The organism is Ensifer sp. Root127 (genome assembly GCF_001425225.1).
In the GTDB taxonomy this organism is placed as follows: domain Bacteria; phylum Pseudomonadota; class Alphaproteobacteria; order Rhizobiales; family Rhizobiaceae; genus Ensifer; species Ensifer canadensis.
Genome location: NZ_LMDX01000001.1, coordinates 606,674 through 621,826 on the forward strand (window position 1 = coordinate 606,674; position 15,153 = coordinate 621,826).

Consider the following 15,153-nt stretch of genomic DNA (forward strand, 5'->3'; position numbering starts at 1 on the left):
GAGGAATTTCTTGCCGCGTTGCGCCAAAAAAGCCATTCTGTTCCTCAAGAGTTGTGCCAGGCAACACGTGGCTGATTCCAAAACAACCCTCAGTCGTGCGCAAGGCCGAGAGATCGGCAATGAAAGGTTTGACATGCGGCAAAAGACGATCCTCCGCCTTCTCAGCGGCGCTGCACTGATGGCTCTTGCCTCGGTCAGCGGCAGCTACCAGGCTTTCGCCGAGGAAAAGGCCGCCGTCGAAGAGACCGAGCCTTTCGACATCACGTCCGTCAACACCTTTGCAGGTGCGTTCCTGGCTGCCCGCACGGCCGACACGGACCGTGACTTTGCCGCAGCCAACGAGCTTTACCGCATCGCCCTGCAGTTCGAGCCGAACAACAACGAAGTCAAGCAGCGGCTGATGATCACCCTGCTGATGGCCGGCAAGTTCGACGATGGCGCCAAGATCGCCGAGCAGTTGAAATCCGATCCCGCTGTCGAGCGCATCACCACCGTCATCCGTGCGATCGAGGCGATCCGCAAGCGCGAATACCGCAACGCGCAGAAGCTCTTGAACTATGAGGGCCCGAACGACCTCGACCGGCTGATGAACGGCCTGCTTTCGGCCTGGGCCAAATTCGGCCAGGGCAAGCCCAAAGAGGCGCTGGCGCAGGTCAACGGTCTCGAAGGACCGGACTGGTTCCGCGTATTCAAGAATTATCATGCCGGCGCGATCGCCATCGCTTCCGGTGACAAGGCCACCGCTCGCGCCAAGCTCAACGACGCGATCCTCGATCGCGAAGGCGGCAGTGCTGCGCCTGACACGTTCATGCGGGCGGTCGAGGCATTGGCGCGCTTCGAGGCGCGCGAAGGCAACAAACAGAAGGCGCTCGACACGGTCGCCGTCGGCGAGAACATGGTCAACAACTACACCCCGCTCGAGGCACTTCGGAAAAACATCGAGACCGGCCTACCCCAGGAGCAGCAGGTTAAGAACGCATCGCAGGGTGCGGCAGCCGTGCTGTTTTCCATCGGCGGCGCGCTCAACCGTGAAGGCGCCGAAGACATCGTCTCGCTCTATCTGCAGACGGCGCGTCGTCTCGACCCTGACAGCGCCGACATTCTCGTGATGCTTGCCGGCATCGCCGAGAACCTGAAAAAGCCGAAGGAAGCGATCGAGCTTTACCAGAGCGTGCCCGAGGCTTCGCCGATGCGCCGCCTGTCCGAGCTGCAGCTTGGCCTCAGCCTTGCCAGCATCGGCAAGGTGGATGAAGCCAAGAAGCACTTGAAGGCGCTGATCGACGTCGACCCGAAGAATATCCGCAACTATCTCGCCTATGGCAGCGTGCTTTCCGATGCCAAGGACTACAAGGAGATGGGCGAGCTTTACGACCGCGCCGTCGACGCGATCGGCCCTGTGCCGAAGCGCAGCGACTGGACCGTGTTCTTCCAGCGCGGCATCGCCTATGAGCGCCAGAAACTCTGGGACAAGGCCGAGCCGAGCTTCCGCAAGGCCCTGGAACTCAACCCGGATCAGCCGCAGGTGCTGAATTATCTCGGCTATTCCTGGGTCGACATGAACATCAATCTGGAACAAGGGCTCGACATGATCCGCAAGGCGGTCGAGTTGAAGCCGGACGACGGCTACATCGTCGATTCGCTCGGCTGGGCCTATTTCCGCATGAACCGCTTCGACGATGCGGTGGTCGAGCTTGAAAAGGCAGCCGAGCTGATGGCCGGCGACCCGACCATCAACGACCATCTCGGCGATGCCTATTGGCGCGTCGGCCGCAAGCTGGAAGCCGTGTTCCAATGGACCCAGACGCTTGAGCTGAAGCCCGAAGAGGAAGAGATCCCGAAGATCAAGGCCAAGATCGAAAACGGCCTGCCGGCGCTTAAGGAAGTGGTTCCGGCCTCTGCCGACGCCAAGGAAACAGCGCCGAAGAAGGTCACCCCGGAGGCGCCTGCGCCGGACAAGAAGTCCTGATCACAGCATGCTTCAAGGCGAGATTGCGGGCTTCGCGCTGACACGGGCGGCGCCCGCCAAGATCAACCTGGCACTGCATGTCGTCGGCCAACGGGCCGACGGCCACCATCTTCTCGAAAGTCTCGTCACCTTTGCCGATCGCGGCGACCGGATCGGCCTGACTCCGTCGGAGCAGGACCGTTTCACTCTGTCCGGGCCATTCGCCGCCGAATTGTCGACGACGGGTGACGACCAGGATGGCAATCTCGTGCTCAAGGCGCGGGACCTGCTGCGCCAGGCTCTGGCATCGCAGGGCGTCGACACCGGCCCGGTCCACATTCATCTCGAAAAGAACCTGCCCATCGCCTCGGGCATCGGCGGCGGGTCCGCCGATGCGGCCGCAACGCTTCGCGGCCTTCTCGACCTCTGGAAGACCGGCATCGAACCGGCGTTGCTCGCCGCCTTGGCGCTGAAACTCGGCGCCGACGTGCCAATGTGCCTAGACGGCAGGTCGCTTATTGCCAGTGGCATCGGCGAAGAGATCACCCCTGCCATTGAGCTTCCCTCCTTCCCGATCGTGCTGGTCAATCCTCTGGTCGCGGTCTCGACGCCGGTGATCTTCCGGACGCTGGAAAAGAAGAACAACCCACCGCTTGTGATCCCGGATGGCCTCGGCTCCCCTGCGGCCTGGCTTTCGGCCATGGCGGCGATGCGCAACGACCTGGAGCCGCCGGCGCGCCGGCTGCAGCCGGTAATCGCCGACGTCTCCGGCGCGCTGGCAACAACCGGAGCCGCGCTGGTGCGGATGTCCGGTTCAGGCGCCACCTGCTTCGGCCTGTTCGACAGCGACGAAAGCGCGCAGCGCGCCGCCTACACTCTTTCTGCCGCCCATCCTGAATGGTACGTTCTCGCCGGCAGAACCGTGGGCAGAGGGAAATAGAATGGCCGGGATCAATGACAATCGCCCTTTCGTCCCCGTCGGCATCGCCATACTGACAGTGTCCGACACGCGCACGCTGGCCGACGACAAATCCGGCGACACGCTTGAGGCGCGGGTGCGCGACGCCGGTCATCGTCTGGAGGCACGCGCAATCGTGCCGGACGATCGGCAAAGGATCCGCGATCAGGTGGAGGCCTGGACGCTCGACGAGACAATCGACGTGGTGATCACCACCGGCGGAACAGGCTTCACCGGCCGCGACGTCACGCCGGAGGCGCTCGAACCGCTGTTCGAGAAACGCATGGATGGCTTCTCCGAAGTTTTTCACCGGATTTCCTACGAGAAGATCGGCACCTCGACGATTCAGTCGCGCGCGACAGGCGGTGTCGCCAACGCCACCTTCATCTTCGTCCTGCCGGGGTCCCCCGGGGCCTGCAAGGATGCCTGGGACGGCATTCTCAAGCAACAACTCGACTACCGGCACATGCCGTGCAACTTCGTCGAGATCATGCCGCGGCTCGACGAGCATCTGAAACGGGGCTGACGCCTCAATCGGCGACCCAATTGTGCCGCGAGACAAGCCTGTTCCCTGGGGAACTGCGAAACCCGCAACCGCCTGCTACAGCTTCCAACGTCAGCTCGCATTGAGGGATCGCAACGAGATCCGAGCAAATCCTTCGACCGGAGCAAAGACGGCCCATCGCCGATGTCCCCCCAAGCGATGGGAACAAAAACATACGACGCGCGGCTCGCCCGGTCGCTCGGACAAGACTTTGCTAGCAAGGAAATTTGGTAGCCGCTTGGAGGTGCCGTCCGCAGGACAGGCACCTTTTTTGTTGGAGCGAATTTACTCTAGGCGCTCTGCCTGCTGTCAACGGCGACCCAGGCGGGGACAAGCTCCGTCGCAAGCTTTCGAACGGCGCGGATATTCGTCATTTCGCCCAGCGGCATCTTCCCGCGCGCGATCGCCAAGGCGTCGCGCTTGTGCACGAGGAAGCCCGCCTCCAGCGGCTTTACGCGCCGCGCGAGACGATGCAGCAACGGCTTGCGGTGCATTCGCGATGGCGAGAAACGGGCCGGCCCCTTGTGAAGCGACACATACTCGACGAGCTCATCCACCCAGCGCCCTATCGGCCGAGCACCGGGCTCAAGCAGCATCAGCCACTCGCCGCGCGCGGAGCGCACGATTTCGCCCAGATCCCAATCGACGCAGAAACGGCAGCCGGCGGCATCTGCCACGCGCACCGACCCGTCCTTCGAGCCATGATCGAGGATGATGACATCGCTGACCAAACCTTCGACGGCGCCTGCCACGAGCACGGACAGCGTCTGTGCCAGTTCCGCCTCGTTGTCACGTGTTTCCATGATGATCGTCAGCATAGCTGTTCCTACCGCATTGCAGCGTAAAATGCTACATCCGCGTGGCATGACCGCGCCCGCGATTTGTCCGATCGCCAAGTCATGCCGGTCGCTCTCGTTTCAGCACGCGCGATTTTTGTTCTTGAATTGTTCTTGTTTTCGCGATAGGAAAATAATCAGAACAAAACGGGATCAAACGGGTGATCCCTCGGAGATTCCGATGAAAGAGCTGTCTCAGATCAGGCAGGGTGCGCTTGCACCCGCCAACACGGCAGAGGTTGCCGAAGCATTGATGAGCGGGACCGGTCTCAGGATCGAGAATGACCGTCGCCGCGGGCGGGGTGCCGGACTGAACATGTCGGGCCGCTTTGAGCCGCAGGCGCGCGAGGTCTTCGACGACGGTTGGGAGAGCCTTGAGGACCTGCCTCCCTTCAAGACCGAGGTGCAGGTGGAAAAGCCGCGCTCGGTGATCAGCCGCAACGATTCTCCCGACATTTCCTTCGATCGCTCGATCAACCCTTATCGCGGCTGCGAGCATGGATGCATTTATTGTTTTGCCCGTCCGACACATGCCTATATGGGGCTTTCGGCCGGCCTCGATTTCGAGGCGAAGCTCTTTGCCAAGCCCGACGCCCCACGCCTGCTGGAGCGCGAGCTCGCCCGCACGGACTACAAGGTGAGGCCGATTGCGATCGGCACCAACACCGATCCCTACCAGCCGATTGAGAAGGAATGGCGGATCATGCGCCAGATCCTCGAAGTGCTGCAGGCCGCCAACCATCCTGTCATGATCGTGACGAAGTCGGCGATGGTGACGCGCGACATCGATCTGCTTGCACCGATGGCAGAAAAGGGACTTGCACGGGTCGGCATTTCGGTGACGACGCTCGACCGAAAGCTGGCGCGTACGATGGAGCCACGTGCTTCGACCCCTTCCAAACGACTGGAAGCGATGCGCGCCCTCACCGAAGCCGGCATTCCGACCGGCGTGCTGGTGTCGCCGATCATCCCGGCCCTCAACGATCATGAGATCGAACGGGTTTTGGAAGCCTCCCGATCGGCAGGAGCGCTGGAAGCGACCTATGTGCTGCTGCGCCTGCCGCTGGAGGTCAGCCCGCTCTTTCGCGACTGGCTGCTGCGGAACTATCCGGACCGCTATCGGCACGTCATGTCGCTTATCCGCTCGATGCGTGGCGGCAAGGATTATGACGCCGAGTTCGGCAAGCGCATGAAGGGCGCCGGTCCCTATGCCTGGCAGATCGGCCGCCGGTTTGAACTTGCGGCCAAACGCCTCGGTCTCAACCTCAATCGTCGACAGTTGCGCGACGACATTTTCGTGCCGCCACTCGGAACCGGCGTCCAGCTATCGCTGCTCTAGAGCATTTCCAGGAAAAGTGCGAAGCGGTTTTCCGTCAGGAAATGCGTAAAAACAAGGAGATAGAGCGTTCCGCGATTCCGTCTAAATCGGAACGCCCTAGCGGCAATCGGTATTGCGTATGTCGCTGGAGAAGTGGAGTTTTCGACCGCTCAGGTCAGGAATGCGAGGTGTGGCCTGAAGGCAAAATAACCTCAATGGTTGGCCGGAATGGGCAGGCATCGGTCTTGAGACGCCCGGTTCCCTGGATCGGCTGCGACTTGGGAAGCAGGTCACGGCGCAAGTTCATGCGAGCAGCGTCCCTCGCGCGTCATATCTGGCGCGCGGCGACAGAATTGAATTCCGGCGTCTCCTCCGTGCCTCATCAGGATGACGCTGGCATACCCCCCGGCTGCCGCCGCACTCAGATCGGGGGACTTGAAGAGAATCGGTCGATCATGCGAGTTTCGCCGCATGTCACATCGCAGATCGACCGATTCTCCCCTTTTCCCGGATATTATCCTTGCGCCCGATTTCAGCTTTGAACTGGCTGCCAGAAGGGACGGCGCCTGGCCGGTCGCTGGCGCCGACGAGGCCGGCCGAGGGCCGGACTTACCAGCTATGATTATACGATTAGACAGAACTGTATGATCGGCGGGCACATTGCATAGGTACATATACGATTACACTGTACGATTGGTGGGTCCGGCGAGAGCATCGGCTCTGCCTAACTCGGCGGCGTTTCGCATCCATTCATGTCGGGATGTGTGAAGTGACGCTCACGTATGAGCGGAATCCGCCTTGCGGCGGATACTCTGTTTCTTTCATTCTCGCCCTTCAATCCAGCCTGCCATGACGTCGATCCATGTCAATGGCCAAGGCCATTCCCCTACGGTGACATAAATCGCCTTACACGGCCTGCTTTGCGTATCGGGACGGGGAACATCGATGGCGTCGAATGTTCGATCCTCCAGTAGGATCGAACCGGGAACTGACGTTATCCCACTATCAAGCGCATTCCAGCGCGTCTACTTCTTCGAAGAGCGTCACGGTTGGCACTTGGAGGTCGAGAGAATACTGCGCTATCGGCGCGTAGGAGCGACGGTGATGCGGCGTAGTGCCGTGATCCCTGATTGCGCCAAGATGATGCTTCGTCCCGTAGCCAGCATTGCGCTCCCATGCATATGCGGGATACCTAGAAGCAAGTCTCGCCATAAGGCTGTCCCTTACGGTCTTCGCGACAATCGAAGCAGCGGCAATCTGAGGGATTTTACTATCTCCCTTGACGATGGCCGTACAATCGCCCGACAACCCAGGCGGAATATCGCGTCCATCGATCATAACTGGCGCACTGATCTGCAGCTTGACGACGGCGCGTCGCATTGCATCTAAAGTGGCATTGCGGATGTTACGGGCGTCGATCACGTCCACCGAGTTCGCGGCAACCGCGATCCGACAGGTCTGTCGAATCCACGCTGTGAGTTCCAACCGTTTTTCAGCGGACAGATTTTTGCTGTCATCGAGTTCACGTAGCAGCTTTCGCGGGATGACCTCCGGCTCAAACCATACGGCAGCAACCAGAACTGGACCACAGAGCGCTCCACGCCCGACCTCGTCGCAGCCGATAACTACAGGGTATTTTGATCTATCTCGGGCGGTGAAAGGCATTAGTGCGTCGTCTTCTCGGTTAGCTTAGCAAGGGCTTGACCAAACCCCGGCGGCGCAATCTCTAGGTCTTCCTTGTAGAGGAGAGCCCCAGATGTCTCATCGATGGTGCAGTATATATCAGATATGTTTGCCAGGAACTGGCTCACTGCTTCAATCTCCATTTCAGTGAAGCCGACAAGGTCATCGCTATCGCCAGCTTCGCCCACTGACGTTGATGCACCGATCAATTTGACGGGTTCCAGCTTTTGAAAGGCGGCGTGCAGAAGATCGAGGCGTCGCTTCAGGCTGCGATTTTCGTTGAGAATCCATCGGACTTGCGCAGCGACTTGCAAATCGTCGATACCGCCGACCAATTTTTCGTCGTTGGATGGTTCGCTGGGTGCCGCCACGCCATTCAACGTTATGTAAGCGCCAATCAGATCGCGGAAATCCTTGCCCTCAACGTTTCTGATCGACTGAGCTTTCGGCGCGTGGAAGCCGAGCGACTCAACCGCGCTCGCTATGGCGGCGACTGACGTGATGTTCGATCCGACCGATACTAGGTGCCGAAGGGTGTTGTAGAGGTTCGCAAGAGAGTTCAACCTACGTTGGTTGTCGGTTCGAGCCACGATCTCATCATAAAGGTCGTCGAGAGCGTCGCGCTTCTTCGTAGCCAACCCTGGTTCGATTTCCATCTTCTTACCCACCATAGCATTCCTTCACGGAGGCCAGGTGATGCCGAAGACCGACCTGACGCTGATCTGATACAGAAGGTGAGGTGATCGCGCTGTCAAAGACATACCGCTCTCCGATCAAAAATACCTTCTTCTGGCCGCGACTGACGGCCGTCAGCAACAACGTGCGATCCAGGAGCCTCGACCGTGTGATTGGAACGATAACGTTTTCAAACTGGCTGCCTTGACTTTTATGGCATGTAATCGCGTAAGCCAATTCAACGTTCGATAGGTAGATGGGAGGGATAACGATCCTCCGACCATTGAATTCGGCCTCAAGCTCGTGGCTATCCGTCTCGCTAAGAGCGCGGCCAAGGTCGCCATTCATGATGCCCAGGTCGTAATCGTTGCGTGTGGCTATAATCGGCTCTCCTGGATAGAACTTCGCGCAGATGAGATGTTTGCCGCTCCCTGCCAGACTCTGAAGTCGTCGATTGATTTCGAAGGTCCCGGCAGGACCACGCTTTACAGAACCGATAATTTGCGCGTTTCCAATCCCGCCAAGTGTGGCAAGCACGTCCATTATTTGATCGACCGTCTCGTCGACTTTCGCTTCGACAAAAGCGACGCCCTCCCCATCGGCAAAGCCTCGAATGAGCTTCGGCGGCTGTCCAAAGCGAATGGCAGAACAGACCCTTGGAATTCCACTTTCAGCAGTTTGTCTCATGACCTTGGCAAGCTCGGTCTTGGGAAAGTGCGGATCATTAGCAAGGACATGGAATACAAGTCCGAAGCCAATGGGCGGTAGCTGTCCGGGGTCACCTACCAATAGCAGCCGAAGTCCAGGCCTGAAGTGAGATATCAACCGATAGAGGTTGCCGAGATCAATCATCGATGATTCATCAAGGATCAGCATCACGTCGTCGCCCAGTTCGATTTCACCCTGATCGACACGCACCAGCAGCCCGGCGATGGTAAATGCAGCACGGCCGGTGGCCTCTTTCATGCGCTGTGCTGCGCGACCCGATAACGCCGCTTGATGGACCAATATGTCCATCTTCTCCGCGACTTGATGGATAGCCTTGAGGGCAGTGGTTTTTCCGACTCCGGGTCCCCCCAATAAAAGAGACGCACGGTGCAACACCGTTGCATGCACCGACCGACGCTGTTCGGCGTTGAGTGCATAGCCTTCAGATCGGTCGAACGCGTCGAGTTCTTGCTCGATCTCGATCTCGGTCCACTGGCGTCGCAAGCTCAGTTGGGCGGCCTCAAACCTCCCTGCCGCCATTGACGTCAATCTCTCGGCGCAGAAGCGTTCCATGATTTCGCAACCGGCTAGTTCGAAGCCATCAGCTACAGGAACGATTGCACCAGCGTTAACAGCGTCTGTGACGGCTACCTTGCGGACAGCGCTTGAACCGCTCAAGAATCGCTCAGCAAGCTTCACCAGTTCATCGGCTGACGTCCAGGTGTGATTTGCCTGAAGACGCTTCATCAGAGAGGCTTCAATTGCCCCCACAGAGCGTCGCTTGTCGTCGATGGTAACGCCCATCCGCTGAGCCGCTCGATCTACGTTCTCCCAATTGGCGAACGCAAGCATACGATAGGGATCGCGCTGGAGGTGCCATATCGCGGCTCCGACGGCTCTGGATTCTTCAATAAAATCGGCAGGGACTGGAAGACCACTATAGATCGAGATGATCTTCTCCGCGAGCTGCGCCGGAAGATCGAGGGACGTTAGCCAGCGATAGGTGTTCGCCTCGGTGTCCAATCCTTGCCAACCGGACACGAGCACCTCTGCCAGGTCGTTCCCCACAATGGGTATAAAAGGAGAAGGACTACCGGCGTTGAGAAGCGCGTAGATACCTTCACCGAGTCGATCCCATAACCGTCGGGCCTTAGCCACGCCAATTCCCGGAAAGCCCCTGTGCCCGCTGACGGTTTGGATGAACAGACGCCCAGTCGGTCGACTGGGAGTGGCTTGGGTTACGGATACTTGGCGACCATGCTCGGGGTGTACCTGCCATGTCCCGGTAATCTCCCATGTCTCACCGACGATAGGTTCACGCCCGAGCACTTGCCCCTTATCTATGAAGCGGGTGGTCTTACCCTCAATGGTCTGTCCGGAGAATACTATCGGTGGTTGGGACCGCAAGATGTTGGTTATGACAACAGGCTGGGTCATCTGGGCAGCAGTCCGGTCGAGGCGAGATGACGATCAATGTGCTCGTATCGTTGCAGTCGCCTACGAAGCTCATAAGCCTCCGCACGCGCTGCGGTAAGCTGGCTTTCGAGCTGAAGAATACGCTGCGATGCCCACGCAGGAACCTCCGCTTGCGGAGCTTTTGCCTGACTAGGCATAGAAAGGCCTTTTTTCTCGACCGTCTCAGCGATTTTTTCACGCGCGTCAGGGCGATACAGGAATTGCCGATCAACACCCGCCCCGAGCGCAACCGCAGAGAGATTCACTTTCGAACCTCGGCCAGGAAGGCTTTGACACGACTCCAGCCAAGCCTCTAATTTGGCCAGATTCTGCAAGCCAATCTCTTGCGTGGATAACGTCATCCTCCCGCTCTCCTCTGATAGCCGATAGCTGCAACGGCATCACCGTCTACATAGTGCTGCACGAACTTCTCGAACTCTTGCCCTATGCCGAGGTCATCCAACGCGCGACGTCCGGCGAGCAAGTCTTCCGTGTTCGGGTCACCGATTATGGATCGCAGAAGATTGGCCGCCTCATTGCCGACGGAAACTAATTGGCGGTCAGTGAGCGTGGCGAAAACGGAAGAGCGACCGCTCCTCTTGAGCATGAGATCGAATAGTCGCCCTCGGCGAATAGCGGGCAAACGCGCGTCGACGTTCGGATAGAATATTGAGGACTGGCAGATTCGGTCCCACATTTCGAACTCGGTCGACTCCTCAAGTGAGACACGGAGATCGCCGAGTTGGCCGTTTAGAACCAGTGCGTTTTTCTTTTGGTCGTCCCTGCGTGTCTCAAGTATCTTCTCGATCTTCTGTATGAGACGAAGCTGACCAAGCCAAGTCTGCGAAAGCAGGTCCAACTTGGACTGGGTCGATTGTACAGCCTCATCTAGCGTGATCAGCTCCGCCGAGATTTTGCGGTCCGTAGGGTTCGTTCCGTGCTCGGAAACGAGAACTCGTCGGTTTGATTGGTTTTCCTGTAAGAAACCGAAGAGTTCTCGAATTTGGCCGCCGGTTTGATTGAAGGCCGCGACTAACCCACCGAGGTACGCTGGTCCCGTTACGAAGTATCGACACAGCCAGCAGTTCTTGGGGCCACCGGGGACAGGCGCATAAACTCGCTTACCCTCATTCAGAAGTGGCCCGCCTATGTGACACAGTGTAGCGCCGTTCGGGCAAATTCCACCCGCCATGGGAGCCCAGAGAGATGACTGGGTCGCCTTTGTAGCGAGCAAACCTTCTTCACTATTGTAAGCCGCAATGTCGTGGATCAGTTCAGCCGGTTGGCTCCTGAGAAAGGCATCCCAGTTCCCGCGCTCGTTTTCGCTCATCTCCTCCAACGCGCTATCGAGAACGCGGGTAATTTCTGCAGCGCCTGGCTTATGGTAATACAGCGTCATCAAGATCGTTGCGTGCCCGGCGACGAACTCGCTGAGGATGTGAATGGGAACGCCTGCATTGATGAAGGCAGTTAATCCAGACACCCGGAGCGAGTGCATGTCGAAGATAGAGCTTTTCGGGGTGCCCTTCTCTCGGTGAGTAACAAGCTTTATCTTGCTACCGTCGCTGTTCCGCTGGCCCGTTTCCTCAAGACGTCGCTCAAGCTCCTGCATAAGCAAACGCCAAAAACTGGTGAGCCTACCTTCCGTTGGTGGTTCATGTGGGAAGTCGCGATCCGCAGCGTCTCGGAAAAGGAAGAACAACTTGTCGAGGCGCTCTGCGACGTCGGCCGACACAACCAGCTTCTTGTCACTTTTAAGCTCCGCGCGAGACAACGGCCTCACTATCGGATTATATTTCACCTGCCAGTCGCGCAACCTGCAGAACAGTTGCATAACGTCCGCGTTCTCCCAAGGGATTTCATAGCCGTTTTCGGTAAACAGCTCCTCGCGGTCCTGGGTCTTATTTGTGGTGATGAACAGACCGTTGAACGCCCGACCACTGTGATGATCCCAAATTCGGCGAACCAAGCCAGTATCTCGGCGGTCCGTCTCCCTTGCGGGTGAGTGTCGACCGTTGTTGCGCTCCCAACCGTTTTCCAAGGTCCATACATCGAAGTCACCCTCACCACTGTCGAGAAGGCGTGTTTGAAGCGAGCGGATTGGCAACATAAGGCGTAAAAGGAAGAACTCTGCTCGAACGGGGCTCCAGATTCTCGAACGCTGTCCCGTCTGTGGATCAAGATATTCCAGATAGTCCGAAGCAAGGGTCTTCGGCCAAGCGAAGTCATCGCCTTCTATGATTTCCCGGATCATCTTCAGGAAACGCAACGGCATGGCAGCGCGATCAGTTTGGCCCTTTGACCTGCTGGACGCAGGCAGCTCCTCGATATCAATAGGATTCTGGTATTCTCTGTAGCGGACGCCATCATCATCGGAAGCATAGGTGGCGATCACCCAATCAAAGAATTTGGCGATGCTCCGAAGCGTCTGCGCTGATCCATTCTCACCGGCATTGCGCGATGTCTCTTGGAAGGAAGCAAGCGAGATCGTGGGCGCGTAGCCCCGCCGACAATACTCGGCTGGCGTGTCAGGAACATCTGCCATTTCGATCACGTAATCCAGGACAAGGTTGAGCTGTCCAATTTCATATCGCAAGCCAATGCGGTTTGGGATTGATGCGAGATAAGCAGCCAGTTGACTTCGCCACGTCTCAATACGTTCGCCGCCCCGAGTTGTTGCCCATGCGAATGTTTCGCTTGAGCGGTCCTCACCCTTCTTTCTAATGAATATCTCGCGATACGACTGCGGTAGTGCTGACTCCGCTTTATGGTTTCCGCTGTAGGTATTTCTGTGTTGAGCATGAAGCTGGTCGCATATGCCGTAGACGAGCGTCTGGTGGTTGCGTTTCAAAGCGTAGGGTTTGAAGAGTTCGAGAACACCGTAATCGATATCTCCGACTTCCTGTGGCTTCGAGCACGCAAGCATCAAACGGATCATTGCCCTCCCTTGCCCTGGATGTTTCAGGGGTTCAACGAGCCTCTCCAGCACCTCTCCCATGTCTCCGAAGTAACGCTCGGAGAAATCGATGATCACAGCGGTGGGAATGTCTGATGTTTTGAGAGCCCACACCTGTGATGCTGGAAACGCGATGAGTCTGTGCTTCCAAAGGACGAACAAAAACTCCGTAAAACGTAGTGACCCGCCTAGCCTACCCCGCTTGCTCTTTGGAAAAACCTCGCGCATTGCAACGATGAATGCCTCTAGGAAAGGCAAAGCGTCGAGCCCAACCTTTGTCTCCAAGATTTTGGCAATCAGATCGGCCGCCTCGGCGCTATATCCAAGCTTTATCGCTTCTGGGTTGCGACGGACCAAATTCGAGATACCCGACTTCGACGCGGCTAGAAAGCGGAGATGCTCTTGCCAGGAGATGGAAGCGGCTTCAATCGTGGTATCGTTCCAGCTTGGGAGCACGCAATAGCTCTCAGAGTTGTTTACGAAGATGGGCCGATTCGTAATCCTCGACACTACCTGCGTCGGGTTTGCGTGCCAGTTCTCTGTGACGTGTTCATGCTTCATGGAGCACTCAACATCCTTTCAAGGCTTTGGAAATCATCGGCCTCAGCGAGAACGCCTCTTCCTGCTTCAAGCGCTCGACTTACCTCCAGCGCATCAGGCAGTGTGTAAACACCCTGCGAATGAAGCGACTTGTGGTGCATGCAAACCTGAATGATTTTGTCCGGAACGCCAGCTACCTCAAGGGAGTGGCCATAAGCGTGCCGGAACCCATGCGAGGTTGTTCCTTCCGGTTTGCTCACTGAGAGACCTACGCGACCCATCGCAGCGGCATGATTGTCGTAGTAGGCCGACAGAGAATAAGGGGAGCCAAAGCTCTCTCCCTTGTCCAAGTTGACGAACAGGTAGGGGTGATCGAGCTTACCCGGCAACACCTCACGAACGTATACTTGATATAGTCGCCAAAATATACTTCCCCAGACTGAAGGAAACCAGCGAACTACTGCGTAGTAGTGCGGTGGTCCGACATCAAGCATCAGCTCTTTCCACCCTGCTCGCTTCTTGTCGGTTCGCTGGTTGCGTGGCACCAGCCCATTATATCTGACCCGTAAAAACTCCGTCCTAGTCGCATGGACGAGTTTGCCAGTGAGAGGGTCGAGGTATGTAAATCTGCCGAGTTCAGGATGATATAACCGGACCTCAGCCGACCCCGGTTTATGCTTGTTCTCCAGAACGTCGGTCACATAAAGGTGGAAAGGCTCGCTTGCTCGCAGACCGCCGAACCTCTGAAGGATACAAATCATTACGTCACGGAGATTGTAGCGGTCGCTAAGCCGACGTCCGTTACCGCGTCTATAACCCTTCGATAAAAGGCTAATGAGCGCATCCGGTGGGAACCGTGGCGGATTAAGGTGGCTAACCTTCGGCGATTTCGGAGACTGGACAGCTCTTGCCAGACTTACCCGCTCCTTCTCGACCCTGGACACGCCAAGATGCTTCAGTAGCGAATGTTCGTTGCGGATGTCGAGTTTCCGGTAAGCTGCAACCCGCTCATGGAACGTCGTGGCATTCTTGGGATTCAAGACGTCTGTGGAGAACTGCCTGGCACAGTAATCTGAAAAGGCATTGATGAAAGACAGTGCTTCGGAAATGCGCGACCAGCTCGACGGAGGCCAATACAGGCCAGTCGGATCGTCGCCATCGGGTCCCATCGTTCCGGATAGGAGCGCCTGCACAAAGTCACTTAGATATGTAATTGGCCGATCAGGCTGCTTAGCGTCGCGGACTGCATACAGGTAATCGTAAAGGCACCCAACGGCACTGCAAGCCTTCGTTTGCCATGAAAGGCTCTTGTGACGATTTTTCGGAATTAGGAAGAAGCTGAGAAGGGGCATAAGCGGCCCGCGCTCAGTGATGAGCACCCGTACGCCCTTGTGTCGCCCGACCGTGGGTATCGTGACCGCGTCATGAAATCGTGGGCTCAATTTCCGCATAAGACACCCTCAATCGTATACTCGTATATCCGTAAGAGAGCACAGCAGGTTTTGCAAGTGCGTAAAATTGACTGGCTATTTTTG

11 protein-coding genes and 1 pseudogene are annotated in these 15,153 nt (G+C 57.5%); 5 read left to right on the top strand and 7 right to left on the bottom strand.

Translation table 11 applies throughout. The features are described 5' to 3' along the window. Positions 1-133 precede the first annotated feature (133 nt). From ASD03_RS02900 to moaB, 3 genes are read left to right on the top strand one after another with little or no spacing between them, the layout of a single operon-like run. Positions 134-1,966, top strand: a complete 1,833-nt coding sequence (locus ASD03_RS02900) for a tetratricopeptide repeat protein (protein ID WP_025426108.1) — start codon at positions 134-136, stop codon at positions 1,964-1,966. 7 nt (positions 1,967-1,973) lie between these two features. Further along, the gene (locus tag ASD03_RS02905; RefSeq protein ID WP_025426107.1) at positions 1,974-2,885 is read left to right on the top strand and encodes a 4-(cytidine 5'-diphospho)-2-C-methyl-D-erythritol kinase; all 912 of its coding nucleotides are present in this window, start codon (positions 1,974-1,976) and stop codon (positions 2,883-2,885) included. A 1-nt stretch (position 2,886) separates the two neighbouring features. After that, positions 2,887-3,429 (top strand): molybdenum cofactor biosynthesis protein B, encoded by a 543-nt coding sequence (gene moaB, locus ASD03_RS02910; RefSeq protein ID WP_025426106.1) that lies wholly within the window; start codon positions 2,887-2,889, stop codon positions 3,427-3,429. A 308-nt stretch (positions 3,430-3,737) separates the two neighbouring features. On the opposite strand, the gene ASD03_RS02915 is transcribed toward moaB, so the two are convergent. Next, positions 3,738-4,265, bottom strand: coding sequence for a glycosyl transferase (locus tag ASD03_RS02915; protein ID WP_025426105.1), 528 nt, complete (start codon positions 4,263-4,265; stop codon positions 3,738-3,740). Positions 4,266-4,464: 199 nt separating this feature from the next. On the opposite strand from ASD03_RS02915, the gene ASD03_RS02920 reads away from it, so the two are divergent. Together ASD03_RS02920 and ASD03_RS39875 are read left to right on the top strand one after the other, a co-directional pair. After that, positions 4,465-5,622, top strand: a complete 1,158-nt coding sequence (locus ASD03_RS02920; protein ID WP_025426104.1) for a PA0069 family radical SAM protein — start codon at positions 4,465-4,467, stop codon at positions 5,620-5,622. Between the two features lie 450 nt (positions 5,623-6,072). Then, positions 6,073-6,207, top strand: a pseudogene (locus tag ASD03_RS39875) (ribonuclease HII); the annotation flags it as partial. 399 nt (positions 6,208-6,606) lie between these two features. Here the strand turns inward: ASD03_RS39875 and ASD03_RS02925 are convergent. The 6 genes from ASD03_RS02925 to gmtY are packed head-to-tail and all read right to left on the bottom strand — an operon-like array spanning position 6,607 to position 15,069. Further along, the gene (locus tag ASD03_RS02925) at positions 6,607-7,266 is read right to left on the bottom strand and encodes a ribonuclease HII (RefSeq protein ID WP_063997057.1); all 660 of its coding nucleotides are present in this window, start codon (positions 7,264-7,266) and stop codon (positions 6,607-6,609) included. Continuing rightward, complete coding sequence (gene gmtX / locus ASD03_RS02930) at positions 7,266-7,955, bottom strand: gamma-mobile-trio protein GmtX (protein ID WP_057212465.1); 690 nt, start codon at positions 7,953-7,955, stop codon at positions 7,266-7,268. Before gmtX ends, ASD03_RS02925 begins: the two co-directional genes overlap by 1 nt. Next, entirely contained in the window at positions 7,945-10,104 is a 2,160-nt protein-coding gene (locus ASD03_RS02935; protein ID WP_057212466.1) for an AAA family ATPase, read from the bottom strand. The genes gmtX and ASD03_RS02935 overlap by 11 nt, the downstream gene beginning before the upstream one ends. Further along, a complete protein-coding gene (locus ASD03_RS02940; protein ID WP_057212468.1) occupies positions 10,101-10,484 on the bottom strand; it encodes a DUF6262 family protein in 384 nt (127 codons plus the stop codon). Before ASD03_RS02940 ends, ASD03_RS02935 begins: the two co-directional genes overlap by 4 nt. Continuing rightward, positions 10,481-13,639 (bottom strand): VPA1269 family protein, encoded by a 3,159-nt coding sequence (locus tag ASD03_RS02945; protein ID WP_057212471.1) that lies wholly within the window; start codon positions 13,637-13,639, stop codon positions 10,481-10,483. Before ASD03_RS02945 ends, ASD03_RS02940 begins: the two co-directional genes overlap by 4 nt. Further along, positions 13,636-15,069, bottom strand: coding sequence for a gamma-mobile-trio recombinase GmtY (gene gmtY / locus ASD03_RS02950; protein WP_057212473.1), 1,434 nt, complete (start codon positions 15,067-15,069; stop codon positions 13,636-13,638). Before gmtY ends, ASD03_RS02945 begins: the two co-directional genes overlap by 4 nt. Positions 15,070-15,153: the final 84 nt, after the last annotated feature.

Coding starts and splice junctions, on each gene's coding strand:
- ASD03_RS02925 (WP_063997057.1), bottom strand. CDS start 7,266: ATGCCTTTCACCGCCCGAGATAGATCAAAATACCCTGTAGTTATCGGC.
- ASD03_RS02915 (WP_025426105.1), bottom strand. CDS start 4,265: ATGCTGACGATCATCATGGAAACACGTGACAACGAGGCGGAACTGGCA.
- ASD03_RS02945 (WP_057212471.1), bottom strand. CDS start 13,639: ATGAAGCATGAACACGTCACAGAGAACTGGCACGCAAACCCGACGCAG.
- ASD03_RS02935 (WP_057212466.1), bottom strand. CDS start 10,104: ATGACCCAGCCTGTTGTCATAACCAACATCTTGCGGTCCCAACCACCG.
- ASD03_RS02920 (WP_025426104.1), top strand. CDS start 4,465: ATGAAAGAGCTGTCTCAGATCAGGCAGGGTGCGCTTGCACCCGCCAAC.
- gmtX (WP_057212465.1), bottom strand. CDS start 7,955: ATGGTGGGTAAGAAGATGGAAATCGAACCAGGGTTGGCTACGAAGAAG.
- gmtY (WP_057212473.1), bottom strand. CDS start 15,069: ATGCGGAAATTGAGCCCACGATTTCATGACGCGGTCACGATACCCACG.
- ASD03_RS02905 (WP_025426107.1), top strand. CDS start 1,974: ATGCTTCAAGGCGAGATTGCGGGCTTCGCGCTGACACGGGCGGCGCCC.
- moaB (WP_025426106.1), top strand. CDS start 2,887: ATGGCCGGGATCAATGACAATCGCCCTTTCGTCCCCGTCGGCATCGCC.
- ASD03_RS02900 (WP_025426108.1), top strand. CDS start 134: ATGCGGCAAAAGACGATCCTCCGCCTTCTCAGCGGCGCTGCACTGATG.
- ASD03_RS02940 (WP_057212468.1), bottom strand. CDS start 10,484: ATGACGTTATCCACGCAAGAGATTGGCTTGCAGAATCTGGCCAAATTA.